Annotated in this window: 24 protein-coding genes; 12 read left to right on the forward strand and 12 right to left on the reverse strand. The window is 66.2% G+C overall.

Going from position 1 to position 24,917, the window contains the following annotated elements:
• Positions 1-10 precede the first annotated feature (10 nt).
• Positions 11-1,285 carry an HRDC domain-containing protein gene (locus tag ACQPYR_RS15975; protein ID WP_433632970.1) on the reverse strand — a complete coding sequence of 425 codons (1,275 nt, stop codon included), beginning with the start codon at positions 1,283-1,285 and terminating at the stop codon, positions 11-13.
• Positions 1,286-1,307: 22 nt separating this feature from the next.
• Entirely contained in the window at positions 1,308-1,859 is a 552-nt protein-coding gene (locus tag ACQPYR_RS15980; protein ID WP_387286025.1) for a DUF3000 domain-containing protein, read from the reverse strand.
• 171 nt (positions 1,860-2,030) lie between these two features.
• Between ACQPYR_RS15980 and hemE the strand changes: the two genes are divergently transcribed.
• Complete coding sequence (hemE, locus tag ACQPYR_RS15985) at positions 2,031-3,086, forward strand: uroporphyrinogen decarboxylase (protein WP_433632972.1); 1,056 nt, start codon at positions 2,031-2,033, stop codon at positions 3,084-3,086.
• Positions 3,087-3,101: 15 nt separating this feature from the next.
• Complete coding sequence (locus ACQPYR_RS15990; protein WP_433632974.1) at positions 3,102-3,656, forward strand: uridine kinase family protein; 555 nt, start codon at positions 3,102-3,104, stop codon at positions 3,654-3,656.
• 96 nt (positions 3,657-3,752) lie between these two features.
• Here ACQPYR_RS15990 and ACQPYR_RS15995 read toward each other — a convergent pair whose 3' ends face one another.
• On the reverse strand, positions 3,753-4,394 hold the full coding sequence (locus ACQPYR_RS15995; RefSeq protein ID WP_433632976.1) for a TetR/AcrR family transcriptional regulator: 642 nt from the start codon (positions 4,392-4,394) through the stop codon (positions 3,753-3,755).
• 217 nt (positions 4,395-4,611) lie between these two features.
• Here ACQPYR_RS15995 and ACQPYR_RS16000 point away from each other — a divergent pair, with 217 nt between their 5' ends.
• The 5 genes from ACQPYR_RS16000 to hemQ all read left to right on the forward strand — a co-directional run bounded on the left by ACQPYR_RS16000 (position 4,612) and on the right by hemQ (position 10,748).
• Complete coding sequence (locus tag ACQPYR_RS16000; protein ID WP_433632978.1) at positions 4,612-5,415, forward strand: SDR family NAD(P)-dependent oxidoreductase; 804 nt, start codon at positions 4,612-4,614, stop codon at positions 5,413-5,415.
• Between the two features lie 30 nt (positions 5,416-5,445).
• Positions 5,446-6,573 carry a DUF5938 domain-containing protein gene (locus ACQPYR_RS16005; RefSeq protein WP_433632980.1) on the forward strand — a complete coding sequence of 376 codons (1,128 nt, stop codon included), beginning with the start codon at positions 5,446-5,448 and terminating at the stop codon, positions 6,571-6,573.
• 82 nt (positions 6,574-6,655) lie between these two features.
• Positions 6,656-8,191, forward strand: a complete 1,536-nt coding sequence (locus ACQPYR_RS16010; protein WP_433632982.1) for an acyl-CoA synthetase — start codon at positions 6,656-6,658, stop codon at positions 8,189-8,191.
• A 103-nt stretch (positions 8,192-8,294) separates the two neighbouring features.
• Positions 8,295-9,653: a protoporphyrinogen oxidase gene (locus ACQPYR_RS16015; RefSeq protein ID WP_433632984.1), complete on the forward strand. Its 1,359-nt coding sequence runs from the start codon at positions 8,295-8,297 to the stop codon at positions 9,651-9,653.
• Between the two features lie 399 nt (positions 9,654-10,052).
• Complete coding sequence (gene hemQ / locus ACQPYR_RS16020) at positions 10,053-10,748, forward strand: hydrogen peroxide-dependent heme synthase (RefSeq protein WP_433632986.1); 696 nt, start codon at positions 10,053-10,055, stop codon at positions 10,746-10,748.
• Positions 10,749-10,837: 89 nt separating this feature from the next.
• On the opposite strand, the gene msrB is transcribed toward hemQ, so the two are convergent.
• The 4 genes from msrB to ACQPYR_RS16040 all read right to left on the reverse strand — a co-directional run bounded on the left by msrB (position 10,838) and on the right by ACQPYR_RS16040 (position 15,248).
• Entirely contained in the window at positions 10,838-11,281 is a 444-nt protein-coding gene (msrB, locus tag ACQPYR_RS16025; protein WP_433632988.1) for a peptide-methionine (R)-S-oxide reductase MsrB, read from the reverse strand.
• 47 nt (positions 11,282-11,328) lie between these two features.
• Positions 11,329-12,675, reverse strand: a complete 1,347-nt coding sequence (locus tag ACQPYR_RS16030) for a glycosyltransferase family 87 protein (RefSeq protein WP_433632990.1) — start codon at positions 12,673-12,675, stop codon at positions 11,329-11,331.
• A gap of 222 nt (positions 12,676-12,897) precedes the next feature.
• On the reverse strand, positions 12,898-14,454 hold the full coding sequence (locus tag ACQPYR_RS16035) for an alpha/beta hydrolase (RefSeq protein ID WP_433632992.1): 1,557 nt from the start codon (positions 14,452-14,454) through the stop codon (positions 12,898-12,900).
• 32 nt (positions 14,455-14,486) lie between these two features.
• Complete coding sequence (locus ACQPYR_RS16040; RefSeq protein ID WP_433632994.1) at positions 14,487-15,248, reverse strand: pyrimidine reductase family protein; 762 nt, start codon at positions 15,246-15,248, stop codon at positions 14,487-14,489.
• A gap of 35 nt (positions 15,249-15,283) precedes the next feature.
• On the opposite strand from ACQPYR_RS16040, the gene zapE reads away from it, so the two are divergent.
• Positions 15,284-16,300 carry a cell division protein ZapE gene (gene zapE / locus ACQPYR_RS16045; protein WP_433632996.1) on the forward strand — a complete coding sequence of 339 codons (1,017 nt, stop codon included), beginning with the start codon at positions 15,284-15,286 and terminating at the stop codon, positions 16,298-16,300.
• Positions 16,301-16,311: 11 nt separating this feature from the next.
• On the forward strand, positions 16,312-17,106 hold the full coding sequence (locus ACQPYR_RS16050) for a tyrosine-protein phosphatase (RefSeq protein ID WP_433632998.1): 795 nt from the start codon (positions 16,312-16,314) through the stop codon (positions 17,104-17,106).
• A gap of 1 nt (position 17,107) precedes the next feature.
• On the opposite strand, the gene ACQPYR_RS16055 is transcribed toward ACQPYR_RS16050, so the two are convergent.
• The 3 genes from ACQPYR_RS16055 to ACQPYR_RS16065 form a co-directional block, all read right to left on the reverse strand.
• Positions 17,108-17,599, reverse strand: coding sequence for a GbsR/MarR family transcriptional regulator (locus tag ACQPYR_RS16055; RefSeq protein ID WP_433633000.1), 492 nt, complete (start codon positions 17,597-17,599; stop codon positions 17,108-17,110).
• 75 nt (positions 17,600-17,674) lie between these two features.
• Entirely contained in the window at positions 17,675-18,439 is a 765-nt protein-coding gene (locus ACQPYR_RS16060; protein WP_433633002.1) for an ABC transporter permease subunit, read from the reverse strand.
• Positions 18,440-18,481: 42 nt separating this feature from the next.
• Positions 18,482-19,369: an ABC transporter ATP-binding protein gene (locus tag ACQPYR_RS16065; RefSeq protein WP_433633004.1), complete on the reverse strand. Its 888-nt coding sequence runs from the start codon at positions 19,367-19,369 to the stop codon at positions 18,482-18,484.
• Between the two features lie 100 nt (positions 19,370-19,469).
• Between ACQPYR_RS16065 and ACQPYR_RS16070 the strand changes: the two genes are divergently transcribed.
• The gene (locus tag ACQPYR_RS16070; RefSeq protein WP_433633006.1) at positions 19,470-20,222 is read left to right on the forward strand and encodes an alpha/beta fold hydrolase; all 753 of its coding nucleotides are present in this window, start codon (positions 19,470-19,472) and stop codon (positions 20,220-20,222) included.
• Positions 20,223-20,227: 5 nt separating this feature from the next.
• Here ACQPYR_RS16070 and ACQPYR_RS16075 read toward each other — a convergent pair whose 3' ends face one another.
• Both ACQPYR_RS16075 and ACQPYR_RS16080 read right to left on the reverse strand, forming a co-directional pair.
• Positions 20,228-20,767, reverse strand: a complete 540-nt coding sequence (locus ACQPYR_RS16075; protein WP_433633008.1) for a GNAT family N-acetyltransferase — start codon at positions 20,765-20,767, stop codon at positions 20,228-20,230.
• On the reverse strand, positions 20,764-21,990 hold the full coding sequence (locus ACQPYR_RS16080) for an MFS transporter (RefSeq protein WP_433633010.1): 1,227 nt from the start codon (positions 21,988-21,990) through the stop codon (positions 20,764-20,766). Before ACQPYR_RS16080 ends, ACQPYR_RS16075 begins: the two co-directional genes overlap by 4 nt.
• 198 nt (positions 21,991-22,188) lie before the next feature.
• Here ACQPYR_RS16080 and ACQPYR_RS16085 point away from each other — a divergent pair, with 198 nt between their 5' ends.
• Positions 22,189-23,418 carry a cytochrome P450 family protein gene (locus ACQPYR_RS16085; protein WP_433633012.1) on the forward strand — a complete coding sequence of 410 codons (1,230 nt, stop codon included), beginning with the start codon at positions 22,189-22,191 and terminating at the stop codon, positions 23,416-23,418.
• A gap of 149 nt (positions 23,419-23,567) precedes the next feature.
• Positions 23,568-24,884: a cytochrome P450 gene (locus ACQPYR_RS16090; RefSeq protein ID WP_433633014.1), complete on the forward strand. Its 1,317-nt coding sequence runs from the start codon at positions 23,568-23,570 to the stop codon at positions 24,882-24,884.
• Positions 24,885-24,917: the final 33 nt, after the last annotated feature.

Genomic DNA, 24,917 nt, shown 5'->3' on the forward strand with positions numbered 1-24,917 from the left:
CGAGTTCGGCCTACTCGTGGGCGGGGGTCAGGGCGGCGGCGAGTCGGGGGACTGCGAGTTCGCGCTGCCAAGGTCGGGCGCCGCCCGACTTGAGGAATCCGTCGATCGCGGCGGATAGGTCGTCGAGCTCGCCTACACGGTCGTAATCGGGGAGTCCGTCCCAGCACAAGCGGCGCACCAGGTCGGGGGAGAGCAGATTCTCCACCGGAATCGCGTACTCGACGGACAGTTCACCCATCGCCGCGCGCGCTCGAACCAGTCGGGCGGCGGCAGCCGGATCGCGGCGCTCCCAGCGGTTCACCGGGGGCGGTCCCTCGAACGGTTGGGTCAGGGGTGGTAGGTCGGTGTCGGGGAGAGCGCGGCCACGGTCGACGGCGGCGAGCCAGTCGCGGGAGTAGCGGCGCTGGCGTGGCCCGCCGAAGACCGGCAGGGTGCGCAGTTGGGCGATGGTGCGCGGTTCGGCATTCGCGGCGGCGATGATCGCGGCATCCGGGAGGATGCGGGCCGGGGCGACATCGCGGGTGCGCGCCAGGGTATCCCTGGTGGACCACAGTTCGCGCACGATGGCCAGCTGGCGGGTGCGGCGCAGGGTGTGGATGCCGGAGGTACGCCGCCAGCGGTCGGCCTTCGGCGTGCTGGGTTCGGTGATCCGGACATGCTCGAATTCCTGTGCGGCCCAATCGGTCTTGTGCTGGGCGTCGAGCGAAACGGCCACCTCGTCGCGCAGCTCGAGCAGTAATTCGACATCGAGTGCCGCGTAGTTCAGCCAATCGTCGGGCAGCGGCCGGGTCGACCAGTCGGCCGCACCGTGACCCTTGCGCAGCGCACGGCCGAGCAGCCGCTCCACCATGGCTGCCAGTCCGACGCGCTCGAAACCGGCCAGCCTGCCACCCAATTCGGTGTCGAACAGTCGCGCGGGGCGCAGGCCGAGTTCGGCGAGTCCGGGGAGATCCTGGTCCGCCGAATGCAGCACCCACTCGAGATCGTTGATCGCGGCGGCCAGCGGTTCGAGCGCTTCGGCGACCGGAATCGGATCGATCAGGAAACTGCCCGAACCCGCGCGCCGCAACTGGATCAGGTAGGCACGCGCCGAATACCGGAAACCGGAGGCGCGCTCGGCATCGACGGCCAGTGGACCGGTGCCCGCCGCGAGCCGAGCAGCGGCGTCGGCGACCTCTGCTGCGGTAACGAGCACGGGGGGCACACCGTCGGCAGGGACGAGCAGCGGCTCCGCCGTGCTTTCTGGTGGCGTGTTGCTTTGCTCGGACTCGTCTGCTACCGACATAAACCTGAACTTTACGTGGCGATCAGGTGTGGTCGTTGCTGGTATACGACTCCGGGCGCAGATGGGTGATTCCGGCGGGCGGCAAACCGGCCGCATAGGCCAGCACTTCGCAGAAGCCTTCGACGTGCGGGCGCATATCGGTGGTCATCGCGGTCCAGGAGGCGCGCAGCTCCAATTGGTGTGCGCGCGGCGGTCCGGCGATATCGCCGTAGCGCACCGAACTGGTGGAGGTGACGGTGCCGCCGAGCGCGGTAAACGGTTCGCCGCGGGTTTCGAGCGCATCGACCAGCCAGCTCCAGGCGACCTCGGGAAGCAGCGGGTCGGTGGCCAGTGCCGCATCGATATCTGCCTGGATGTAGGCAACCAAACGAAAGACACCGTGCCAGGCCTCGCCGCCCTCGGGATCGTGCAGCAGGATCAGCCTGCCGAAGGCATCGCCCTCGGAATCGACCGGCACCACATTGGTTTCGGGGTGTTTGACTTCCGCGCCTAGTGCGTACGAAAAGGGTGCCAGGCGTTGTGGGGGCCGGATCGGTGCCAGCTCGATTCGAGGGTGCACGGTTGCGGTGCCCATCGCATCGACCGCGGCGCGAAACTGAGCTGGCTCGCCGTTGGGTCCTTCGGTCGGTGCGGCTCCGTCGCGGAAGTCGAGCGGTGTCACGGAAGCGACGGTAGACCTTGCGTGCCCGGCGCAGTCGGAGGCGCGCCGCTAGCGGGCCTTGCGGGCCGCATACGATAGGCGGTGATGAGCACTCAAACCCGTCGCCGGTTGACCGATGCCCCGTTCCTGGCCGCCGCCACCGGCGCCGCACCGAGCCGTCGTCCGGTGTGGTTCATGCGGCAGGCCGGACGGTCGCTGCCCGAATACCGCGAACTGCGCAAGGGCATCGGCATGCTGGAGTCGTGCTTCGACCCGGAGTTGGTGTGTGAGATCACCATGCAGCCGATCCGGCGCCACGGTGTCGATGCGGCGATCTTGTTCTCTGACATCGTCGTTCCGCTGAAGGCCGCCGGTATCGATCTCGATATCGTGGCCGGCGTCGGGCCGGTGATCGCCGCACCGGTGCGCAACATCGCGGACGTGCGCGCACTGCCGCGGCTGCGGCCCGAAGAGGTGGGCGCGGTGACCGACGGGGTGAAGCTGCTGACCGACGCACTCGGCGATACGCCGCTGATCGGATTCGCCGGTGCGCCGTTCACGCTCGCGTCGTATCTGGTCGAGGGTGGGCCGAGTAAGAACCACGAGCGCACCAAGGCGATGATGCACGCCGACCCGACGACCTGGCACGAGCTGCTCGGCGTCCTGACCGATATCACCATCGCCTTCCTGCAGGCACAGTTGGCCGCCGGTGTGGACGCAGTCCAGTTGTTCGATTCGTGGGCCGGTGCGCTCTCGCTGGCCGACTATCGCGAATTCGTGCTGCCGCATTCGGAGCGGGTATTCGCGGAGGTCGCCGCGGCCGGGGTGCCGCGGATCCACTTCGGGGTCGGTACCGGTGAGTTGCTCGGTGCGATGGGGGAAGCCGGCGCCGATGTCGTCGGCGTCGATTGGCGGGTGCCGCTGACCGAGGCGGTGCGTCGGGTCGGACCCGGAAAAGCGTTGCAGGGCAACCTGGATCCGGCCGTGCTGTTCGCCGGATCCGCTGCCGTCGAGGCCGAGGCGCGGCGTATCGCACACGAGGCCGATGAGGCGATCACCATGGGTGCGGCCGGTCATATCTTCAACCTCGGGCACGGGGTGCTGCCCGATACCGATCCGAGTGTGCTGACCGCCCTGGTGCAACTCGTCCACGAACTGTGACCGACCGGTCGGCCGGTGCTGCTGGGTAGGCGTCCGGTGGTCGAGGAGATCGCGGGTCGGGTCGCCGCCCGCGCGCCGCAACTCGGTTCGACCCGCCTGGTTGCGGTGGACGGTCCGGCTGGAGCCGGAAAGTCGACGTTCGCAGCGTCTTTGGCGGCACTGTGCGATGCCCAGGTGGTACACGTCGACGACTTCGCGGCTGGAAACAACGAACTCCCCTGGTGGCCGCGGCTCGAACAGCAGGTGCTGGTGCCGATCGCCCAGTGCCGTGTCGGTCGATATCAGCGATACGACTGGGACGAGCGGGATTTGGCCGAATGGCACGATGTCAGGCCCGGGGGAGTGCTCATACTCGAAGGCGTCTCCTCGGCCCGCGCCGTGGTCCGCGATCGGCTATCGCTCGCGGTATGGATCGACACTCCACGTGCGGTGCGCCTGGCACGCGGTCTCGAACGCGACGGTGCTCATACCCTCCCCTTATGGGAGCAGTGGATGGCCGCTGAAGACGAGCACTTCGCCACCGACAACACGCGCGACCATGTGGACCTGATCATCCCCGGTTCGCCTTGACCACCCGCAGACGAATGACGTAACGGAACCGTCGCGCGGATCGCGCCTGATGTGCGGCCGTAAATGGCTGTGCGACAGGGCAATTCCGGAGGCCGACTAGGGCTTGCGCTGTCCGATCACCACGTCGAGCAGGGCGGCTGCTTCGATGGCGAGTGTGTCTACGGCATCGCTGTGGCCGGCGAGTTTGCGCAGCAGCGCCTGCTGGAAGAGGCCGTCGAAGATGGCGTAGGCCGTGGCGGAGGGGACCAGGAGCGGTCGACCCGACAACTCGGCGAAGCGGTCGACGACGTTGCGGATCATCTCCTCGCGATGGCCGTCGATTTCGAGCACGTCATCGCGGAAGGACTCCTCGAACAGACTCTGGTTGCGCAAGTCGTACCAGAGCCGGTGCAGTGGGGCGTCGGCATCCAGGGTGGCCGCCATTGCGGCGCCGAAGTCGCGCCGGAGCTGGTCGGCCGTTGCCGCTGCGGCGACGATGTCGTCGTAACGAGTGACGCACACCTGCTCGTATTGCCGCACCGCGTGGGTGATCAGCTCGACCTTGTCGTTGAAGTAGTAGTGCAGCACTCCGTGGGTGAACTCGGATTTCTGCGCGATCTCCCGCAGGCTGGTCCGGGCATAGCCGAGTTCGGCGAGGGTGTGCAGTGCGGCGGCGGCCAGCTGTGCGCGTCGCTCGCCGAACTTGTCGACCTGTCGGCGCGCGATTCGATCCCGCCTGGTCTCGACGATTTCGGTCATCGTGGCTTCTCTCCGTCACCGCTCGTGTGAATTCGCCCAGTGTATCGCGGTATCGGTAATGGGCGACCAGCTGGTTTGACGATCGTGCAAGAAATGCTTGACGACTGTCAAAAAAAGTCTTGACGACCGTCAAGCATGCGCGCACACTGTGATCCACATCGCATCCGATCAGTCGAATGCGAAATCCGAATGGACGATCTCGAGGAGGAGATGCCGGATGAGTGGGTACGACCTGACCGGGCGCACGGCCCTGGTAACCGGTGGTGCGCGAGGACTCGGCGCGGGTATGGCCGCGGCGCTGGCCCGCGCCGGAGCGGCGGTCGCGATCGGCGATGTGCGCGAGGATCTCGGTAAGGAGACCGTGGAAGCGCTGCGAGCCGACGGCGCGACGGCCGAATTCGTGCCGCTCGATATCACCGATGACACGCAATGGACGCAGGCGGTCGCCGATACCGTCGCGACGCTCGGCGGCCTGGACATCGTGGTGAACAATGCCGGCGTCGAAATCACCGGCCTCATGGTCGATCTCGATCCAGAAGAAGTGCGCCGGATGCTCGAGGTCAATGTGCTCGGCACCGCATTGGGCATCAAACACGCGTTGCGCGCGATGCGACCCGGCGGCGCGGCGGGGCGCGGTGGCGCCATCGTGAATATCGCCTCGGTCGCCGCGACCATCGCCTTTCCCGGCATTTCGGTGTATTCGGCGACCAAGTCCGCGGTGGATCGGCTCACCAGGGTCGCGGCGATGGAGTCCGGGAAACTCGGCTACGGCGTGCGGGTGAATTGCGTGTATCCCGGACTCGTCCCGACCGAGATGGGTGCCCAGTTGGCCGACGATGTCGCCCGGATCGGCTTGTTCCCCACTGCGGAAGCCGCCGTCGGCGCCGTCATCGAACAGACGCCGCAGGGACGCCTCGGCGAGGTTGCCGATATGGCCGACGCAGTGGTGTTCCTCGCCTCCGATGCCGCGCGCTTCATCACCGGTGCTGGTCTACCGGTCGATGGCGGCATGGGCATGTGAGTACTGCGACAACGAAAGGTTCGAGATTTCATGAGCACCGACAAACCCGTCGTCGTCTACGGCGCATCCGGATACACCGGCCGTCTGGTCTGTGAATACCTTCGCGAATTCAATATTCCGTTCGTCGCCGCGGGCCGGGACAAGACCCGGCTGCAGGAGGCGATCGACAAGATCCCCGGTATCGAAACCGTGGAGCACGAGGTCGTCGAGGTCTCCCACGAGGTCGCAACGCTGACCGAACTGTTTCGTGGCGCCGGGGTCGTCTGCAACACTGTCGGCCCGTTCGCACAATACGGCCACGAGGTGGTACAGGCCTGCGTGGCAGCGGGGACCCACTACCTCGACACCACCGGCGAACAGGATTGGCTGATCGACTGCGATGAGCAGTACGGCGCCGAGATGGCCGCGCGCGGTCTGCTGCTCGCGCCGGGCGTGGCGCAGATGTACACCACCGGCGAGATCGCGGCGAATATCTGCCTGGAAACCCCCGGTCTGGACACCCTCGATATCCAGGTCTTCTGGAAGGGTTTCCCGACGGTCGCGTCCACGAAGACGATCCTGGTCAATGCCGCGCTGTCCAAGGCCTACTACCTCGAACAGAACCAGTATGTGGAGTGGCCCGCGGATGCCGGACTCTACGACGTGGTGGTGCCGGGCCAGCATGAGATCGGGCTCGCACTGCCCTGGGGTGGTACCTCACATCCGGTGTGGTTCAAGCGCGATCCACGAGTCGCGAATGTGAAGGTGCTGGGCGGCGTTTTCAACCGGCCGTTGATGCAGGGCGTGCCGCAGATCGTGCAGGCGGTCGTCGAGCAGGTCAAAGACCTTCCGGTGCAGGAGAAATACCGCGTCCTGGCCGAACAGGCCGCACTGGTACGCGACGAGATGCCGCCGCGGGAGAACCCGCGCATCAACACCTCGCTCGATTCCGTGCACGCGTCCGGACCGCTGGCGCGCGCCCACTGTGTGATCTATGGGAACTGCAACTACAAGCAAACCGGCTTGATGCAGGCATTTGCCGCGAATGCGCTGCTGCAGATGCCGCCGAAACGAACCGGGTTCGCCTCGGCGTGCCAGGCCTTCGGTCATCGGGAACTGCTCGGAGTGCTGCGCGGTTTCGGATTGGTCAGCGAACCGGTCCTGAACGTGCATCGTTGATCGCGGCCGCGGGCCACGGGTGCACAGCGCTGCTCGTGGCCCGAATCGGCCACTTCCACAACAGCTTCCGCAGAGGATTACCGTGCGTTTGACCGACTATCTCGACAAGGGCGCTTCACTCGGCGCCGCCGCGCCCTGCCTGACCATGAACGGGCGCACGCTGACCTATGCGCAGGTGCAACAGCTGTCGTGGCGCATCGCCGGGGCACTGGCACGATCCGGCATCCGGCCCGGCGAGCGGGTCGCGATCCTGTCGGCGAACGACACACTGGCCTTCGCCTGCGTTTTCGGCATCGCCCGCGCAGGCGCGGTGTGGTGTCCGATCAATCCGCGCAACGAGGCGGCGGAGAATCGGGAACTGCTCGACCTTTTCGACTGCACCTGCCTGATATTCCAATCCGCCTTCGCGCCACTCGTTTCGGCCATCGCACCGCAACTACCCGGACTGCGGACCCTCGTCTGTTTGGACGGAAATGCCGCCGACGCAACAAGTTTCGAGGACTGGGTGCGCGAATGTCCGGCCGATCCGACGCAGGTCGAGCCGATCGACGAACTCGCCATGCTGGTCGGCACCGGAGGCACGACCGGACGGCCGAAGGGGGTCCGGCTCACCGGCCACAATATCGAGGCGATGACCGCGCTGACGCTGATGAGTTATCCATTCGAACTTCGGCCCCGCTACCTGGCACTGGCACCCCTGACCCACGCGGCGGGCGTGCTGTGCTTTCCGATCCTGACCCTCGGCGGTGAGATCGTGGTGATGCCCGCCCCGGATCTCGGTGAATTTCTCACGTTGATCGAGCGGCACCGGATCACCCACACCTTCTTGCCGCCGACACTCATCTACATGCTGCTGGATCATCCGGCGCTGTCGGAAGCGAATCTCGGTTCGCTGCAGTGCCTTTGGTACGGCGCCGCGCCGATGTCGACGGCCCGGCTGGCCGCGGCGCTGGATCGGATCGGCCCGGTCATGGGCCAGCTGTTCGGACAGTCCGAAGCGCCCATGATGGTTGCTACGCTGGCGCCGAAAGATCACTTCCGTCCCGACGGCTCGATCGCCACCGAACGACTGTCATCGGCCGGACGGCCGACCCCGCTCACCCAGGTGGCCGTCATGGATGCCGAGGGCCACCTGCTGCCCGCGGGTGAGCGCGGCGAAATCGTGGTCAGGGGTCCGTTGGTGATGGCCGGGTACCACAAGAATCCGGATGCGACCGCCGAGGTGTCGCGGTACGGCTGGCATCACACCGGGGACATCGGTTACCTCGATGCCGACAACTACCTCTACGTCGTCGACCGGGCCAAGGACATGATCATCACCGGCGGATTCAACGTGTACTCCGCCGAGGTCGAACAGGCGATGCTGACGCATCCGGCGGTCCAGGACTGCGCGGTCATCGGACTTCCCGACGATAAGTGGGGTGAGCGGGTCACCGCCGTCGTGCAATTGAACCTCGGCCATACCGCGACCGCCGACGAACTGCGCGAGCACACCAAGGCGCGACTCGGCGGGGTGAAAACTCCCAAGCAGGTGGAGATCTGGCCCGATCTGCCGCGCTCGAAAATCGGCAAGGTGCTCAAGCCCGAGATCCGGGCGCAGCTGCGCGGCGACCGTTGAAAACACCCGCCCGGTCCGCGGACTCGGGGCGCCGACCGTGTGCTCGGTCACGAAGTTCAGGGGTGTGGTCGGTGCGGATCCGCCGGCGGGCTACGGTCGCGACATGAGAATCGCGGTGGTCGGTGGCGGGATCAGCGGGCTTGTCGCGGCGTACCGGTTACGGGGGCTGCTGGGGACGCAGGCGGAGATCGTGGTCGTCGATCGCGGCGCGCGGCTGGGCGGGATTCTCTATACCGGCGAATTGGCCGGGGAGCCCTTGGATCTCGGGGCGGAGGCGTTCGTCGGGCGGCGGCCGGAGGTACCCGCGCTGCTGCGCGAGCTCGGGCTGGAATCGGAGTTGGTGGTGCCCGCCGGGTTGCGGCCGCTGGTCTGGGCGCAGGGCAGCGCGCATCCGCTACCGGAACGCACGTTGATGGGCATTCCGTCGGATGCCGAGTCGATGCGCGGGTTGGTCGATGCCGAGACGCTCGAGCGGATCGATGCGGAGACGCGACGGCCGCTGGCCTGGTATCCGGACGCCGACGTCGACGTCTACAGCCTGGTCGCCGACCGGTTCGGCGCACAGGTCGCCGAGCGCAGCGTCGACCCGCTGCTCGGCGGCGTCTATGCGGGCAGTTCGCGCTCCATCGGGGTGCGCGCCGCACTGCCGACGCTGGCCGCCGCACTCGACAACGGCGCGTCCAGCCTCACCCAGGCGGTCGCCGCCGCGATGCCGCCACCCTCGAACACGCCGGTTTTCGGCGGCCTTCGCGGCGGTTACCGGGTGCTCCTCGACGCATTGGCCGCCAAATCCGAGGCGGAATTCATCACCGCGACCTCGGCCACCCACCTGAGCCGCGCGACCCACGGCTGGGTACTCGAACCGATCGGCGCGGTGGACGCAGTGGTGCTTGCCGCCCCCGCGCCCGTGACCGCGAACCTGCTGCGCCCCTTCGCGCCCGCCGCCGCATCGGCCGCCGACGGCATCGAATTGTCCTCGTCTGTCGTTGTGGCCCTGGCCCTTCCGCGTGACACCGCGCTACCGCACAACTCCGGCATCCTGGTCGCCACCGGAGAACCCTTGCGCGCCAAGGCCTTCACCCTGTCCAGTCGCAAGTGGACCCACCTCGCCCAACGCGAAACCGCCGCCGTCCGAGCCTCATTCGGTAAATTCGGCGACGACTCCACCCAGGCTTGGTCCGACGCCGAACTCATCAATGCCGCCACCGAAGACCTCGCCACCGTCACCGGTGCCACCATCGAACCGATCTCGGCCGTTGTTCAGCGCTGGCCCGGCGGCCTCGCCCAATACGCCCCCGGCCACCTCGACCGCATAGCCGAAATCGAATCCATCACAGCCGATTTCGAGGGCCTCGCGATAGCAGGCGCCTACCTTCACGGCGTCGGCGTCCCCGCCTGCGTAGCCTCCGGCACCGCCGCCGCCCACCGCGTAGCCACCACCCTGACCCACACCGCCGCCTGATCCGCGCAGCCCCACCCAGTTCGGCTGCCGGGTAGGCAGCACCTCGAGCTGCGGTGTCTTGATGGCGCTGCACTGCGCAATGCGACTACCGGGTGGGAAGCGCCATGATCTGAGCCACGGCACGGACCGCGACTATGGATTGCCAGCGCCGGATCCGAGCTCCGGCATCGTGATCGGTGCCGCGCCGCGTTGTTCGACTTCCGGTGGTCGGTCCCGACCCGCGGCGTCCAGATCGACGATGCGACCGGGTTGCAGTGCCCTGACCTGAGCCGCGGCGATCTGATCCGCGCTGCGTCGCGCTGCTCACGGCGGTGTGATCGCGGAGATACGGCGCGCGCATCCGCGTCGGGAACGGCCCGCACGGATGCATCGATTCGGCGCAGTGGCACGATGGGAATCATGGCGCGACTCGACTATCAAGCACTCAATTCCACCATCCGCTACCTGATGTTCTCGGTGTTCCAGGTGCAGCCGGGTGTGCTGGGGGACGACCGTGAGGCCGCCATCAAGGAGGCGCGGGCGTTCTTCGATGGGCTCGCAGAGCGTGATGTCGTGGTTCGCGGCATCTATGACGTCGCGGGGATGCGCGCCGATGCCGATTTCATGATCTGGTCGCATGCCGAGCGGGTCGAGGATCTGCAGTCGGCGTACGCGGATTTCCGGCGCACCACCGAACTGGGCCGGGCCAGCGCGCCGGTCTGGAGCAATGTGGCGCTGCATCGTCCCGCCGAATTCAACAAGAGCCACATTCCGGCGTTTCTGGCCGGTGAGGATCCGGGCAACTACATCTGCGTCTACCCGTTCGTGCGCTCCTACGAGTGGTATCTGCTGCACGACGACGAGCGCCGCAAGATGCTCGCCGACCACGGCAAGGCCGCACGCGGGTACCCGGATGTGCGCGCCAACACCGTCAGCTCCTTCGCGCTCGGCGACTATGAGTGGATCCTCGCCTTCGAGGCACCGGAGCTGCACCGCATCGTCGACCTCATGCGTGATCTGCGCGCCACCGAGGCCCGCCTGCACGTGCGCGAAGAGGTGCCCTTCTTCACCGGCCCCCGCGTCGAAATCGAAAAGCTCATCGCCGCGCTGCCCTGAGCTACTGACCGATGGCGCATGCCCCAGTTTTTCGGGGCATGCGCAACAAGCCGGTCGGTCTGTATCTTTCGCTCAGCGCCGCAGTCGTTCTACTCCGCTGCACTGCCCGAGGGGTGCAGTTGCAGGGCGATGGAGTTGATGCAATAGCGCTTATCGGTGGGCGTGTTGTATCCCTCGCCCTCGAAGACGTGGCCGAGGTGGCTGTGGCAGTTCGCGCACAGCACTTCGACCCGGTGCATGCCCAGTGTGTCGTCGGAACGCAGAATGACCGCCTCCGACTTCGCCGGGTCGAAGAATGACGGCCAACCGCAATGCGAATCGAATTTCTCGGCGCTGCGGAACAATTCGGCCCCGCACGCCCGGCACACATAGACGCCCTCGGTCTTGGTGTCGGTGTACTCGCCGGTGAACGGGCGTTCGGTCGCGGCCTGTCGCAGCACCGCGTATTCCTCCGGATTCAGCTTGGCCTTCCACTCCTGTGGGGTCAGCTGGATCTGGGGTACGGGTAAGGACGTGTCGGCGTCAGAACTCATTGCTCCACGCTAATAGGTTTTCGCCGCCTGCGCCGCCTGTCCCGTCGCTACTTGAGCGCACTCGCCCGCGGGTCATCGAGCAATTCGCTGCCGTTCGCCGCCTCGCCGGGAGTGCTCTCGTATGCCGTCTCCGGCTCGACAACCAGCGGCGCGTCCACGGCAGCAGCCCGCGAATCCGGCGCCGAGCGCATCCACTCCGGATCGATTCCGAACTGCAGCCGACCCTCCCGTCGTGCCGCCAGATACCGATCGCCGAGCACACACGTTATGACGATCAGCAGCAGACCCCAGCCGAAGGTGATGCGCAGATACTCCAGATTGCGGCCGAGGCCCTGCCAGCGGTCCGAGAGCCACTTGTCGTAGGACATGAATCCGAAGACCGCCAGCCACGCCGGCCAGTTCCGCAGCACCGAATTACGCAGTACAACCGACATCAGCAGCGGGAACAGCATCATCGAGTAGTACATCTGCCCCAGTGAGGACAGCAGGAACGACGCGGTCATCAGCACACCGGACGAGGTCGTCACGAAGAACAATTCGTCGTCGCGGTAGTAGCGGTACAGCAGCCACAGCGAGATGGCTACCACTACGCCCATCACGATGCGAATACCCCAGGTCAGCCACAGCGGCAGACCGTAGTACGCCGCATTGCCGACAATCGCGCTGTTGAAGTAGTCCCGGGATTCGAAGATGTAGCGCGCCGTCCGGGTGAAGAACTTGTCCGCGTCCTTCGACAGTGGCCACGCGACAGCGGTGAGCGCGACCGGGACACCGATAGCGGTGTAGAACACCTTCCACTGCCCGCGCGCCGCCGCGATCAGCACCAGCGGTGCGAGCGTCGGTTTCACCGCGATACTCAAACCCAATATCGCGCCGGCCCACAGATCCCGCCGGGCGAGCAGCAGCATGATGAAGGCCACCTCGGCCAGCAGCACGCATCCGTTCACATTGGTGAAAACCAGTGTGTTGATGACGGTTTCGGAGCTGAACATGGCCAGCAGCAGGGCCGGCGCCGCCACCGACGACACCGTGAACTTGAACAGCTTGAGCAGCAGATACCAGGCCAGGACGATGGCGGCGGCATTCAACAGGATGAAGCACCAGCGCGACTTCTCCGGATCGATCAGCGCCAGAGGCGCGATCAGCAGCGTGCCGCTCGGGGGATACAGGTAGTGCGGATCCACCAGATTGTAATTCGCGGTGTACACCGGTCGGTGGTTGAGGAACGCCAGCGACGCGTTGTAGACCGGTTTGAAGTCATCGGTGATGAACCCGTTGACTGCCTTGATGAAGACCCGGTTGAGCACAGTCATGACCGCGAGCGGCCAGAGTGCGAACTTGATCACCTCGGCGGTGGTGCGAGCGGTGCGAGGCTCGAGCTGTCGAAGTAACACTGGGGCACGGTACACCGGATCCGCACACGACGGTTGCCTGGACCTACCTGGCGCGCCGAGGTTAGGGGATATGACCGCGCCTCGCTGGCGCTCGGCTCCGTCATATCCCCTAAGGGGGCTGTGCCATTTGATGCGCTCGCTGCGCTCGCCGATATGACCGCGCCTGGCTGGCGCTCGGCTCCGTCATATCCCCCAAGGGGGCTGTGCCTTTGATGTACTCGCTTATGCGGGGCAAGCGGTGCCATCAGCAGGCAGCTTGGCGTCTTTCAGGTAGTCGATCAGAGCCCGCTGCGCACAACCGGAATGGGCGAAAACCGGATGTCCCCAACCCTGCCAGGTGATCGCGGCCTTACGCGCACCGGCGGCGCCGAGCGCACCGGTCACCGAGGCTTGACCGCCGTCGCCGACCAACGGATCCGCGATCCCGCCGAGCACGAGAACCGGCAGGTCCAGCTTCTCCGGCAGCGGCGGTGCGGCGCTGACCGGCCAGGCGACGCATGCCATCATCCCGATCGCGGCAGACCTGCCGAAGACCGGATATTTGGTGCCCCAGGTGTCCGCGAGCTCCTTGGCCTTGGTGGGGCTCGGCGGCAGCTGGTTGTCGGTGCAGCGGTTGACGAACTGGCCGTCGGCCGCGGTGGCGGCGGTTTCGCGCTGGATCAGCGTCCCGAGCGGGCCGCGATCGCCGCGCCCGGCGGCCGAGAGTGCGTCGGCGAGTTCGGCGATATGCGCGGATTGGTCGCGTGGACCGGCCAGGAAGCCCGACAACCCGGTCAGCAGCGCATTCGCGGAGATATCACCGAGTCCGCCGCTGCTCGCCTTGCGCACCAGATCGATGATCGCCGCGCGTGGGTCGGCACCGAGTGAGCAGCCGAGGCCGGTACAACGCTGGGCGAATGCAGTTACCGCGGCCTCCGCGCCCTGGACGCGCTGTTCGGTGCGGGTGACAGCGTCGGTGCCGACGGCTTCCGGTGAGTCCAGCACCAGGCGCGCCAGGTGGTCGCCGAATTTGCGCGCATAGCTGAGCGCGACCTTCGCGCCGTTGCCCGAACCGAGCAGGTCGATCCGGTCGACTTGCCACTGCCTGCGCAACTGCTCGATGTCATCGGCGGCGTGCGGTGCGTCGAAGGTGCCCTCATAGGGCTGCAGGAAGTCGCGGCAGGCGATGGTGGCGTCCTGGCTGAATCCGGTCACCGCTTCGACGGGATCGTTTGCGCCCGGCCCGAATTGCCCGTTGTCGGCCAGGCCGCGGCGGGACTCGGCGGTCATGCAGTCGATCGGTTGCGAGGTGCCGAGACCGCGCCGGTCCACGGCGACGATCGGGCGGCCGGCCAGCAGCCCGTTGCCGGCGCCGACGGCGAGCCCGGCCAGTGTCGCCGTGGAGGAGCGGTCCGCGCCGGAGGTGATGACCAGCGGCGCGACATCGGTCGGGGTCTGCGGCAGCCGGGCCCGCATGGCACCGGTGCGGAAGTTGCCGAGCACGCCGCCGGTCGAATCGATCGGGGTGGTGTATTCGGCACAGTCCAGGACCAGGCCGGATGGCGCGGGGCCGAGGCCGAGTAGGTCGAGTGTGGGCGTGGTGCAATCGCGCCAGGTCAAATCGGTTTTGGGGACACCGGCATCCGGCGGCGGCGCGATGACCGTGGTCGGGTGCGGCCCCGCCCCGCCCTGCGGTGCGCGCTCGACGGCGACGCCGGGGCGATCGGAAGGTCCCGCACCGCATCCGGCGATCATGATCGAGAGTGTCGATGCCAGCACGACGGCCCGAGTCCAGCGCATGCGCTACAGCCTGCCAGGTTCGTGCGGTTTGTTCATGAACGGGTCCAGCGGGTCAGCACGGTGCCGTCGTCGTCGAGCAGGATATGCCTGCGCACCATCGGTACCCGGAACTCGTGTGCCGACAGCGAGATTCGGCGCGCGGTACCGCCCACCAGGATCGGTGCGGTGGTGATGCACAGTTCGTCGACCGCATCCGCCTCCAGCAACTCGCCGAACAGATGCGGACCGCCCTCGCACAGCACGCGCCGCAGCCCGAGGTCGGCGAGTGTGTTGAGCAGGCCCTGCGGGGTGATCGCGACACCGCCCGCCTCGATGACGTGCGCGCCCGCATCGGCGAGTTGTTGTTTGCGATCCTCCGGCGCAGTGCTGGTCGTAATGATCAGCGTCGGAACTTCGGTCTCGGTGAACAGCCGCGCGCCCGGCTCCAGCGAAGCGCTCGCGGTGACAACGGCGATCGGTGGCGGCGCCCCGTCGCGGTGTCCGCCGATGCCGCGGTCGTACAGTACGCGCCGCAAGACCGGGTCGGTGCCGGCGCCGCCGTAGTTCTCCGCTCGTGCGGTACCCGCGCCGACCACGATCACATCGGCCAATTGGCGCAACAGCATGAAGACGGTTTTGTCGGCCGGGGTGCCGAGGCCTTCGGAGACATTGCCGCTGGTGGCGGAGCCGTCGATGCTGGAGACGAAATTGGCGCGGACCCAAGGAGCCTCGAGTTCGGTGGGGTAGGCGTACAGGTCGGCGAGCTCGTCCCGGCTCAGTCCTGTGAGCTGGATCGCATTGTGGATACGCTGCATGAAGAAAGATCACACCACGTCATTAGGCTTCCAGCATGCAAGAGCGCCTTGTCGATCGCCATCCGGAGGTTCCGGCGGACCAGTTGGTCGCCCAGATGGTGCCACCGCCCATGTTCGACGAGGTCAGTTTCGCCTCCTACATTCCCGATCCCAAGGAGCCGACCCAGGCGGCCGCGGTCCGCAAGGCCGAGGATTTCGCCGGTCAGGTCGCCAAGATCCATCAGGCGGCGAACAAGAAGAGCCTGTTCGGGAAGAAGAAACCGATCAGCGGCGCCGGGCTCTACCTCGACGGCGGCTTCGGCGTCGGCAAGACCCACCTGCTGGCCTCCATCTTCCACAGCGCGCCGGCGCCGAAATCCTTCGGCACCTTCGGTGAACTCACCAATCTCGTTGGCGCACTTGGCTTCAACAATGCCGTCGAGCGACTCGCGGCGAACAGCGTGCTGTGCATCGACGAATTCGAACTCGACGATCCCGGCGACACCATGCTGGTCTCGCGGCTGCTGACCGAGCTGTCGGCGCGCGGCGTCTCCATCGCCGCCACCTCCAATACCCTGCCCGGCCAGCTGGGGGAGGGCCGCTTCGCCGCCCAGGACTTCCTGCGCGAGATCAAGAAGCTCGGTTCGATCTTCGAGCCCGTGCGCGTCGACGGTCCGGACTACCGGCACCGCGATCTGCCGCCCGCTCCCGAACCAACCTCACCGGAACTGCTCACCGAACGCGCGTGTGCCACAACGGGTTCCACGCTCGATGAATTCGACGCGCTGCTGAAGCATCTGAGCACACTGCACCCGTCGAAGTACGGTGCGCTGATCTCCGGGGTGTCGTCGGTATTCATTTCGAATGTGCATCCGGTGACCGATCAGGCGGTCGCACTGCGGATCGTCGTATTGGCCGACCGGCTGTACGACGCGAGCGTGCCGGTGACGGTTTCGGGTGCGAAGCTGGACGAGATCTTCTCCACGGAGATGCTCGACGGTGGTTACCGCAAGAAGTACCTGCGTGCGATTTCGCGTCTGCTGGCGCTTTCGCGCTTCGAAGTCGCCGCGTGATCGGAGCAGTCGTGGTCCGTCGTTCCGTTCGAGTCCCGGTCGCGCTGGCTGCCGGTCTGACCGTCGCCTTCGGGCCGGTGGCAGGCGTCGCACTGGCCGATCCGGTCAGCGTCGCCGATCCGGTCGCCGTCGACCGCGCACTGAATCTGCAGGGCGTGCAGAACGGCCGTGACGCGGGCGGCTACCGCACCACCGACGGACACTGGGTGCGCAGCGGGCTGGTCTACCGCACCGGTCAGCTCAACAATGCGACTCCGGCCGATCTGGCTGTGCTGACCGACCGTCAGGTGCGGGTGGTCGACGATCTGCGCACCGTTTACGAGCGGACCATCGCGGCCGATCGACTGCCCGCTGGTGCGGTCGCGAACTGGAACGACGTCATCGGTCAGGCGCCGCCGCAAACCCTGGTCACCACCCTCACCGGCGGCGACGACCTGTACCGCGCAATCATCACCGCGCCGGGCGCGAACGAGGCCTTCGCCTCGGTGCTGCGCGACATCATCGACACCGACGGCGCTGTCCTCTTCCACTGCACCGCGGGCAAGGACCGCACCGGCTGGACCTCCGCGGTCCTGCTGACCATCCTCGGCGTGGACCGCGACACCGTCACGCAGGATTACCTGCTGTCGAATCAGTACCGCAATGCCAGCCCGAACGATCCGCTCAACGGCGTCTCGGCCGCATGGCTGGATGCCGCGTTCGACCAGGCGAACCAGAGCTACGGCAGTTTCGACAATTATGTCCGTGCGGGATTGAAGCTGTCGGCCACCGATGTCGCGGCACTGAAGGCGAAACTGCTGGCCTGATTCAGGAGCGATGTTCGGTATACCACCGATCGATCAGCGCGGGCAGTTCCTTGCCCATCCACACGAAGAATTCGTGCATATCCCGAACCCGTTCGGCGTCAGCACCATTCGGGTCGTCGAATAGTGCGAGTCCGCGCGCGGTCATATTGGTGAGGTCGGTGTACATGCCGCTCTGCTGACGGGTCAGCTCCGGCAGAATTCCGGGCCGGATCGAGTAGTAGTCCTTGCGATCGCCAGGCTTGGAGACCTTGTCCACCCAGCGCATAGTGACAAGCGTCTTCAATGCCGACGAGATGGAACCTTTGGACGCCTGCAGCGCATCCGCGATCTGGCCGAAGGTCTGCTCCGGCGGATCACTGACCAGCAACCACCCAGCGGCCCGACCCGTCATCCGGACCAGGCCCATCCGCTCCAGTACGAGCGCGAAATCCTCGACGAATGCCAACTTTTCCGGGGTCGGTCCGGTTGTCTGCTCGTTGTCGGTGGTGCCCATCGGAGAAGTATCCCTTCCGGATTGCGGAGAGCGGTGAACGGGGCGGACCGTGTCGGGCCGCCCCGTATCGGTCGATCAGACCGCCAGATCGCGGCGATCGAAGGCGGCCAGCGCCGGCACCAGGGCGACCGCGGCCACGACGACCAGCACCACCAGGTGGATACCGTTCCAGCCGTGTACCAGCGGCGCGCCCCCTTTGGCCCAGTAGAAGGGCGACAGCTTGCGCACGAAATCACCGCCGAGGTTATTGGCCAGATAGCCTGCCACCGCGATCAGTGACGCCGAACCCAGTGTCACCGAACGCTTTCCGGTGGCCGCGCCGATCAGCAGCGTGGTCGCGCCGATGGCCAGTGCCAGCAATCCGAGCCCCGCGCTGGCGGCCACGATATTGCCGGTGGGTACCTCCAGCCCACCCTGCTCGGCCCCGGCGATAACACTCAGGGTGAGCACGGTGGTCGCGATCGCGGTCTGTACGGCCAGTGCGGCGAATCGCTGCAGCAGCAGGTTCATCCGGTTGATCGGTTGTGCGAGAAGCAGATCCAGTATTCCGTTCTCCTCCTGCGTCACCGAACGGCTGGCGAAGGTGACCGTGAAGATCAGCATCAGCAACAGTCCCATCAGCGAGTAGACCGTCGCGTTCAAATATCCGCTGGCGCTGGCGAAATCGCTGATGCCCATGGCCTCGTACATCGTGTTCTGCTCGATATCGAGCGAGCCCTGCTCCTTCAGCGACTGGTAGGACGGCAGGTACATCATCGGGATGACGGCGAAGCCGATCGACCAGCCGATCAGGCCGCGCCGCTGTTCGGTCAAGGTCTGCGTGAAGACCGAGCGAGTCATGACGAATTCTCCTGTGCGATAGATGATTCGGACGATGGGTGATCAGCGGCCATAGCGGCTGAAGAAGATCTGTTCGAGATCCGGCTCGGTGGACAGCACGCTCACCAGTTGGTATTTCGCGGCTGTCTTGAACAGACCGTCGACCTCGCCTTCGGTGGTGCAGCGCAGTGTTTTTCCGTCGACGGTCAGATCGCGCACGCCGGGCAGTCCGGCGAAGTCGTCGCCGAAAATGTCCTCGCCGAAGACCAATTCGACCGAGCGCGGCGAACGCCTGCGCAGATCCTCGACATTCTCGGTGCCGAGCAGTTGGCCGGCGCGCATGATGACCGCCCGATCGGCGGTCTGCTGCACCTCGCTGAGAATGTGCGAGGACATGAACACCGTCTGCCCGTTGCGTTTGGCCGCCCCGACGAGATCCAGAAAGCGTTGCTGCAGTAGCGGATCCAGTCCGGAAGTGGGTTCATCGAGAATCAGCAGGTCCGGGTTGTGCATGAAGGCGGCGATAATGCCGACCTTCTGCTTATTGCCCTTGGACATCGCGCCGACCTTCTTGGACAGGTCCAGATCGAGCAGATCGGCCAGGTCGGTGATCCGATCCGGTGCGACATCGCCGTGCAGATCGGCGAGGAAGGCGAGCAGGTCACGAGCGGTATTTCGACCCTCGATCTGAAGTTCGCCCGGTAGGTAACCGATGCGCCTGCGCAATTGCGCACCACCGACGCGTGGCTCGATGCCGAACACCTCGACACGGCCCGAAGTCGGTCGGATCAGATCCAGCAGGATGCGGATGGTGGTGGACTTTCCCGCACCGTTGGGCCCGAGAAACCCGAACACCTCGCCTTGGCCGACCTCGAGGTTCAGATCGGTGAGTGCGACATGCTTGCCGTAGTGCTTGGTCAGGCCCTTGGTGCGGATCGCGGCGGTGGTCATGATGCTCCTTGAGTTCCTGATGTTCTGCAAAGACTGATATGTTCAGTAGAGACTGAACATGCAGAACTTGTCAACCCATGGGTCGGACTACGATCCGGTCATGACGACGTTCAAGACCTGGGATGGGCTGGAGCTCAACTACCGCATGTGGGAGGGCGCGGGCATCCCGGTCGTACTGCAGCACGGGGTAGTGGCCGATACGAATGCCAACTGGATGGCCACCGGGGTGGTCGGCGCCCTGCAGGCGGCCGGGCACACCGTGGTGTCACTGGATGCGCGCGGACACGGTCGTTCCGAGAAGCCCCATGATCCGGCGCGGTATTCATGGGCGGGGATGGCGCGTGACGTCACCGCGCTCTACGACGAGCTGGGTTTCGATGATGTTGTGCAGGTGGGCTATTCGATGGGCGCGATCATCTCGCTGCTGGTGGCGGGAACGGATGAGCGGGTGCGCAAGCTGGCAGTGGGCGGCATCGGCTCCGGTGTGCTCGACTGCGGCGGCGTCGACCGGCGCGTCATCGATATCGACGATCTGCGCGCTGCCATGCGCGGTGACGGCGCGGGCACACCACCGATCGCGATGATGTTCCGGATCCTCGCCGAGGCGGTGCGCGCCGACCGCGATGCCATCGAGGCGGTCGCGACCGGCCTGGACGACGAGCCGATAAAGACCCTGGCCGAGATCACCATGCCGAGCCTGGTACTGGCGGGCGATAGGGATCCGTTCGCCGCCGAGCCCGATCGACTCGCGGCCGCACTGCCCGACGCGACGTTGCGGATCGTGCCCGGCGATCACCTGATGGCCGTCGTGGATCCGAGCTTCCATGCGGCGTTGGTCGATTTCGTGGCCTGAGCGGGTCAGAAAACTCGGCGCATTACGAAATCGTGATGCACCTGGCTACCCACGGTGAAGGTCTTGGTACCGACCCACTCGAACCCGTGCTTGAGATAGAACCGCTGGGCGCGTTCGTTGTCCTCGTTGACCCCGAGCCACACCCCGGCCACCGCCTCCTCGCGAGCCTGCTCCAGCGATGCGTTCATCAGTGCTTTCGAGACACCGGCGCCATGGTGACCGGGCAGTACATACATCTTGCTGATCTCGACGGCCGGCCGCAGGTCGACGGCCTTGGCGACGTCGGGATCGGCCGGGTCACCGTAGTGCAACATCGCGTAGCCGACGATATCGCCGCCCGCGACCGCCTTGAGCACGGTCCGGGCGGGGTCGGTCAGATACTCGCCGAAGCGTTCACCGGAGAGCACCTCGGCGATGAAGATCTCGATATCGTCCGCGGTGGCGTGCGGTGGACAGGCGAGTGGAAAGGTCGCGGCCGCAACGTCACTGAGGGCCTCGGCGTCCCATAGTCCGGCCCGGTCGACGGTGACTGGGATGTTGCTCATGTGTCCAGTACAGCACGGCCTCCGTTGGAAGCGGAAAGCTCATCCGGTTCGGAACGGGAATGGAATACACGTGCGAGTCCGATAACGATTGCCATGAACAGGACGGGGGTCACGAAACCGATCCGATGGCCGAACCCGGCGGCAATCGCGCCGACCAGCCCGCCGCCGACGAGTGTGCCAACGTAGTTGAAGAGATTCAGGCGCGCGATCAGTGCGTCGAGTTGCCGTCCGCTGGTCAGTAGTCCGGCCTCGCTGAAGCACAGCGGTGCGACGACGCCGGTACCGAAACCGCCTATCAGGAAGCCGATAATCGCGACCACGGGCCCGGGTGCGACCACCGCGACGGCCAGCCCGAGCACGCCGATCGCCCCCGCGATGCGCACCACCTGGCGTCCGCCGAGGCGCCGCACCCACAGATCCCCGCTCAGCCTGGCGGCCAGCGACGCGCACTGATAGACCGCCAACGCCAACGCCGCAGTGGACGAACTGGCGAGCAGATCCTCCTTCAGATACAACGCCGACCAGTTGCTGACGGCGAGATCGATCGCGAAAACGAGCGATGCCGCGATGCCGAAGGCGAGGTACATGCGTAGCGGAACCATCCCGGATGCTGAGGATTCGCTGTCTGCCACCTCCGCTGGTCCGGCCTCGGCCTCCGCGGCGCCGAGCAGGCGTTGGCCGGTCACCAACCCGACGATGAGAACTACGCCCGCTGCCGCCAACAGCGATTCGCGCAGCGTGACGTCCAATGCCTCGCAGGCGGATACGAACAGCGCGCCGAGGATCGATCCGGCACTCCACGCCCCGTAAAACGAGGACAAGATGAATTTCCCATACCCGTGCTGAATGAATACACCCTGCATATTCGTGCTCGCATCGACAATGCCGACCGCGATTCCGTAGCACCCGAGGGCGATCGCCAGCACAGGGATATTCGGGGCCAGCGCGATGGCGCATCCGGTGACCGTGATGCCCAGCAGTCCGATCCGCACCGTGGCCCGGCTGGACCACCGCGTGGCCACCTGCTCGGCCGCCACGCTGCCGACGCCGGCGAGGATCGAAACCAGCACCACCGCACCGACGATCAGGCCATCGGACAGGCTGAAGCGATCCTTCTGCTGGGGCAGTTCGGTGAGCACCACCGCGAAGAAAAAGCCCTGCAACCCGAAGGCGAACGAATTCGCGATCCGGGCTCCGCGCAGGACGGCAGAAATCGATCCCATCCGCGGAGAGTATCGGCCCGGCCGTGGCCGTGCCCCGGCAGACGATCGCGGTCATCCTTTTGGTGGATGCGGCGCGCGCGACGGTCATCCTTTGGTCAGATTCGGTCGCCGCGGTCGACGCGCGGGTGGTCGAGATCGCTATCGCGTGCCACTATCGAAGGGGCGCAAGACAACTCGCGAACGGGGAAGGGCCGTCGAATGAGAAAGCTGCCGCAGGATTTCTTTCGTACACCGTATGCCTTCTACGAGGAGCTGCGCGCCGAAGGCCCCGTGCACCCCATCGAGTTGAACAGCGGCGTTCGCGCTTGGCTGGTGGTGGATCTGGACGTTGCGCGCGAGGTGCTGCGTCATCCGGCCATCCGCAAGGACCCGCGCACCGACGCCAGCCGCAAGGCCCGTGGTCTGCCCACCGGTGACACCGGCGTCGGGGCGGTAAATGCCCGGATCAGCTACCACCTGCTGAATACCGATCCGCCGGCGCACGCCCGACTGCGCCGACTGGTCGTCCCCGCATTCGCACCCGCTCGGATCGAGGCGCTGGCCCCGCGCGTGCTGGCGATCGCCGATGAGCTCCTGGACCGGATCGCCGTAGACGGCGCGGGCCCGGTGGATCTGTTGTCGGAGTATGCGTTTGTGCTGCCCATCACCGTCATCTGTGAACTACTCGGTGTGCCGGTGGCCGATCGCGCGGATTTCCGGGAGTGGTCGCGCATCATCGTCGAGATATCGACCGCGACTCCAGAGGAGGTCCGGCACGCGACCGACGCGATCGCCGACTACTTCGAGCGGCTGATCACGCGGCGGCGGGCCGAGGGGTTGGGGGAGGATCTCGTATCGGACCTGATCACCGCCAGTGCCGACGGCGACCGTCTCACCGACGACGAGCTGATCTCCATGGTGTTCCTCATCCTGGTCGCGGGTCACGAGACCACGGTCAATCTGATCGGCAATACCGTGCTCACCCTGCTCTCGGATCCGGCGCGCTACCGTGCGCTGCACGGGAATACCGAGGCGGTGCCTGCCCTGATCGAGGAGATGCTGCGCTACGACGGTCCGGTGAATGTCGCGACCTTGCGCTACACCACCGAACCGATCACGCTGGGCGGAACCGAGATTCCCGCCGGCGAGATGGTGCTCGTCGCATTGGGTTCGGCCAACCACGACGAACGGCACTTCGGCGACGCCGCAGAGTTCGACCCGCAGCGCTCCGCATCGGGCCACTTGGCGTTCGGCCACGGCATCCACTACTGCCTCGGCGCCGGCCTGGCTCGGCTGGAGGCGCGCATCGCGATCACGAGGTTGGTCGAGCAGTATCCGGAGCTGCGCTTGGCGGCAGCCGATGGGGAATTGCGCTGGCGGGAGAGCATGCTCATCCGAGGGTTGCAGGATCTGCCGGTCGAATTGGCAGGGGCGCCCGCCCTGCGTTGAGTCCGGCGTCCGGGATGGTGCGCAGAACGGCGGACTGCGCCGCTGATCAGGCGTTGTGCCCCAGGGTCTTCCGTCACACCGGACAACTGTGCAACAGTGCAGAGAACCGGGCGTAACGATGCGTCCGGCGCCGGATGCGGAGGGAAGCGATGACTGCGGCGTATCCACCCGGTCCGCCGATGCCCGCATTTCTGCAGGGCCTGCTGTACATCCGTAACCGCGCCCAGGTGCTGCCGCCGCTACGGCGGCGCTACGGCGATGTCTTCTCGCTGCATGTGCCGCCGTTCGCGCAGAACCTCGTGGTATTCACCCGCCCCGAACACATCAAGGAGATCTTCGCGGGCGACCCACGCGACCTACACGCGGGCGAAGGCAATCAGATCCTCGGCCCGGTGATGGGCGAGCATTCGGTGCTGATGACCGACGAGGCCGAACACGCGCGGGCCCGCCGATTGCTCATGCCCGCATTCAACGGCGCGGCCCTGCGCGGCTATCGGGATCTGGTCGCCGAGATCGCGGCCGCGGAGGTCGAACGCTGGCGGCCCGGTTCGATGGTCGTCACCCTCGACCGGATGAACGCGCTCACCCTCGAGGTGATCACGCGGGTGGTATTCGGCGTCACCGATGAGCGCACTCGGGCCGCGCTCGCACCGCGCCTGGGTCGCATCGTCGATATCGGGCCGCTGCAGTACATCGGCCTGATGAAACCGGTGCTGCAGAAGTATCCGCCGTGGAAGTCCTTCCACGGCAATATGGCCGCTATCGATGATCTGCTGTACGCCGAGATCACGGCCCGGCGCACCGCCCCCGACCTGGACGAACGCACCGACGTCCTGTCCCGGCTATTGCAGGCGGGCGGCGATAGCGAGTCCGATCCGCCGCTCACCGACCCCGAACTGCGCGATCAACTCATCACCTTGCTGCTCGCCGGTCACGAAACCACCGCGGCTGCGCTGTCCTGGGCGCTGCACGAACTCTCGGTCAACCCGCAGGTACAACGCGACGCTCACGAAGCGGTCCGCATCGATGACGACAAGGCGCTCGAGGCGGTCATGAAGGAGGCGATGCGGATGCGCACCGTCATCCCCGGCGCGGTCCGCAAACTCACCAGGGATATGACCATCGGCGGCTGGGAGCTGCCCGCGGGCACTGTGGTCAGCTGTTCGATCCTGCTGGCGCATCGCAGCCCGGCCAACTATCCCGACACCTGGGCCTTCCGTCCGTCGCGCTTCCTCGACGGCGAGGTCGAACCGAATACCTGGCTACCCTTCGGCGGCGGCGTGCGCCGCTGCATCGGCGCCGGATTCTCGCTGATGGAGGGTACCGCGGTGCTGCGCGAGATCCTCTCCCGTTACACCCTCGCCCCGCCCGAGGGGGCGAAACGCGAGCGCGGACGGGTGCGCAATATCACCACTGTGCCGCGCGACAAGGCCAGGATTGTAGTCACTCCCCGTTCAACTTCGTGAAATCGCACCGAGGCTTTGCCGCATTCGCGCGAG

The sequence above is a fragment of the Nocardia sp. CA-120079 genome, from assembly GCF_050955745.1.
Taxonomy (GTDB): Bacteria; Actinomycetota; Actinomycetes; order Mycobacteriales; family Mycobacteriaceae; genus Nocardia.

Excerpts from the sequence above, each read along its gene's own strand:
- ACQPYR_RS15975 (WP_433632970.1), bottom strand. The coding sequence starts at position 1,285 with ATGTCGGTAGCAGACGAGTCCGAGCAAAGCAACACGCCACCAGAAAGC.
- ACQPYR_RS15980 (WP_387286025.1), bottom strand. The coding sequence starts at position 1,859 with ATGGGCACCGCAACCGTGCACCCTCGAATCGAGCTGGCACCGATCCGG.
- hemE (WP_433632972.1), top strand. The coding sequence starts at position 2,031 with ATGAGCACTCAAACCCGTCGCCGGTTGACCGATGCCCCGTTCCTGGCC.
- ACQPYR_RS15995 (WP_433632976.1), bottom strand. The coding sequence starts at position 4,394 with ATGACCGAAATCGTCGAGACCAGGCGGGATCGAATCGCGCGCCGACAG.
- ACQPYR_RS16000 (WP_433632978.1), top strand. The coding sequence starts at position 4,612 with ATGAGTGGGTACGACCTGACCGGGCGCACGGCCCTGGTAACCGGTGGT.
- ACQPYR_RS16005 (WP_433632980.1), top strand. The coding sequence starts at position 5,446 with ATGAGCACCGACAAACCCGTCGTCGTCTACGGCGCATCCGGATACACC.
- ACQPYR_RS16015 (WP_433632984.1), top strand. The coding sequence starts at position 8,295 with ATGAGAATCGCGGTGGTCGGTGGCGGGATCAGCGGGCTTGTCGCGGCG.
- hemQ (WP_433632986.1), top strand. The coding sequence starts at position 10,053 with ATGGCGCGACTCGACTATCAAGCACTCAATTCCACCATCCGCTACCTG.
- msrB (WP_433632988.1), bottom strand. The coding sequence starts at position 11,281 with ATGAGTTCTGACGCCGACACGTCCTTACCCGTACCCCAGATCCAGCTG.
- ACQPYR_RS16035 (WP_433632992.1), bottom strand. The coding sequence starts at position 14,454 with ATGCGCTGGACTCGGGCCGTCGTGCTGGCATCGACACTCTCGATCATG.
- ACQPYR_RS16040 (WP_433632994.1), bottom strand. The coding sequence starts at position 15,248 with ATGCAGCGTATCCACAATGCGATCCAGCTCACAGGACTGAGCCGGGAC.
- zapE (WP_433632996.1), top strand. The coding sequence starts at position 15,284 with ATGCAAGAGCGCCTTGTCGATCGCCATCCGGAGGTTCCGGCGGACCAG.
- ACQPYR_RS16055 (WP_433633000.1), bottom strand. The coding sequence starts at position 17,599 with ATGGGCACCACCGACAACGAGCAGACAACCGGACCGACCCCGGAAAAG.
- ACQPYR_RS16060 (WP_433633002.1), bottom strand. The coding sequence starts at position 18,439 with ATGACTCGCTCGGTCTTCACGCAGACCTTGACCGAACAGCGGCGCGGC.
- ACQPYR_RS16065 (WP_433633004.1), bottom strand. The coding sequence starts at position 19,369 with ATGACCACCGCCGCGATCCGCACCAAGGGCCTGACCAAGCACTACGGC.
- ACQPYR_RS16070 (WP_433633006.1), top strand. The coding sequence starts at position 19,470 with ATGACGACGTTCAAGACCTGGGATGGGCTGGAGCTCAACTACCGCATG.
- ACQPYR_RS16075 (WP_433633008.1), bottom strand. The coding sequence starts at position 20,767 with ATGAGCAACATCCCAGTCACCGTCGACCGGGCCGGACTATGGGACGCC.
- ACQPYR_RS16080 (WP_433633010.1), bottom strand. The coding sequence starts at position 21,990 with ATGGGATCGATTTCTGCCGTCCTGCGCGGAGCCCGGATCGCGAATTCG.
- ACQPYR_RS16085 (WP_433633012.1), top strand. The coding sequence starts at position 22,189 with ATGAGAAAGCTGCCGCAGGATTTCTTTCGTACACCGTATGCCTTCTAC.
- ACQPYR_RS16090 (WP_433633014.1), top strand. The coding sequence starts at position 23,568 with ATGACTGCGGCGTATCCACCCGGTCCGCCGATGCCCGCATTTCTGCAG.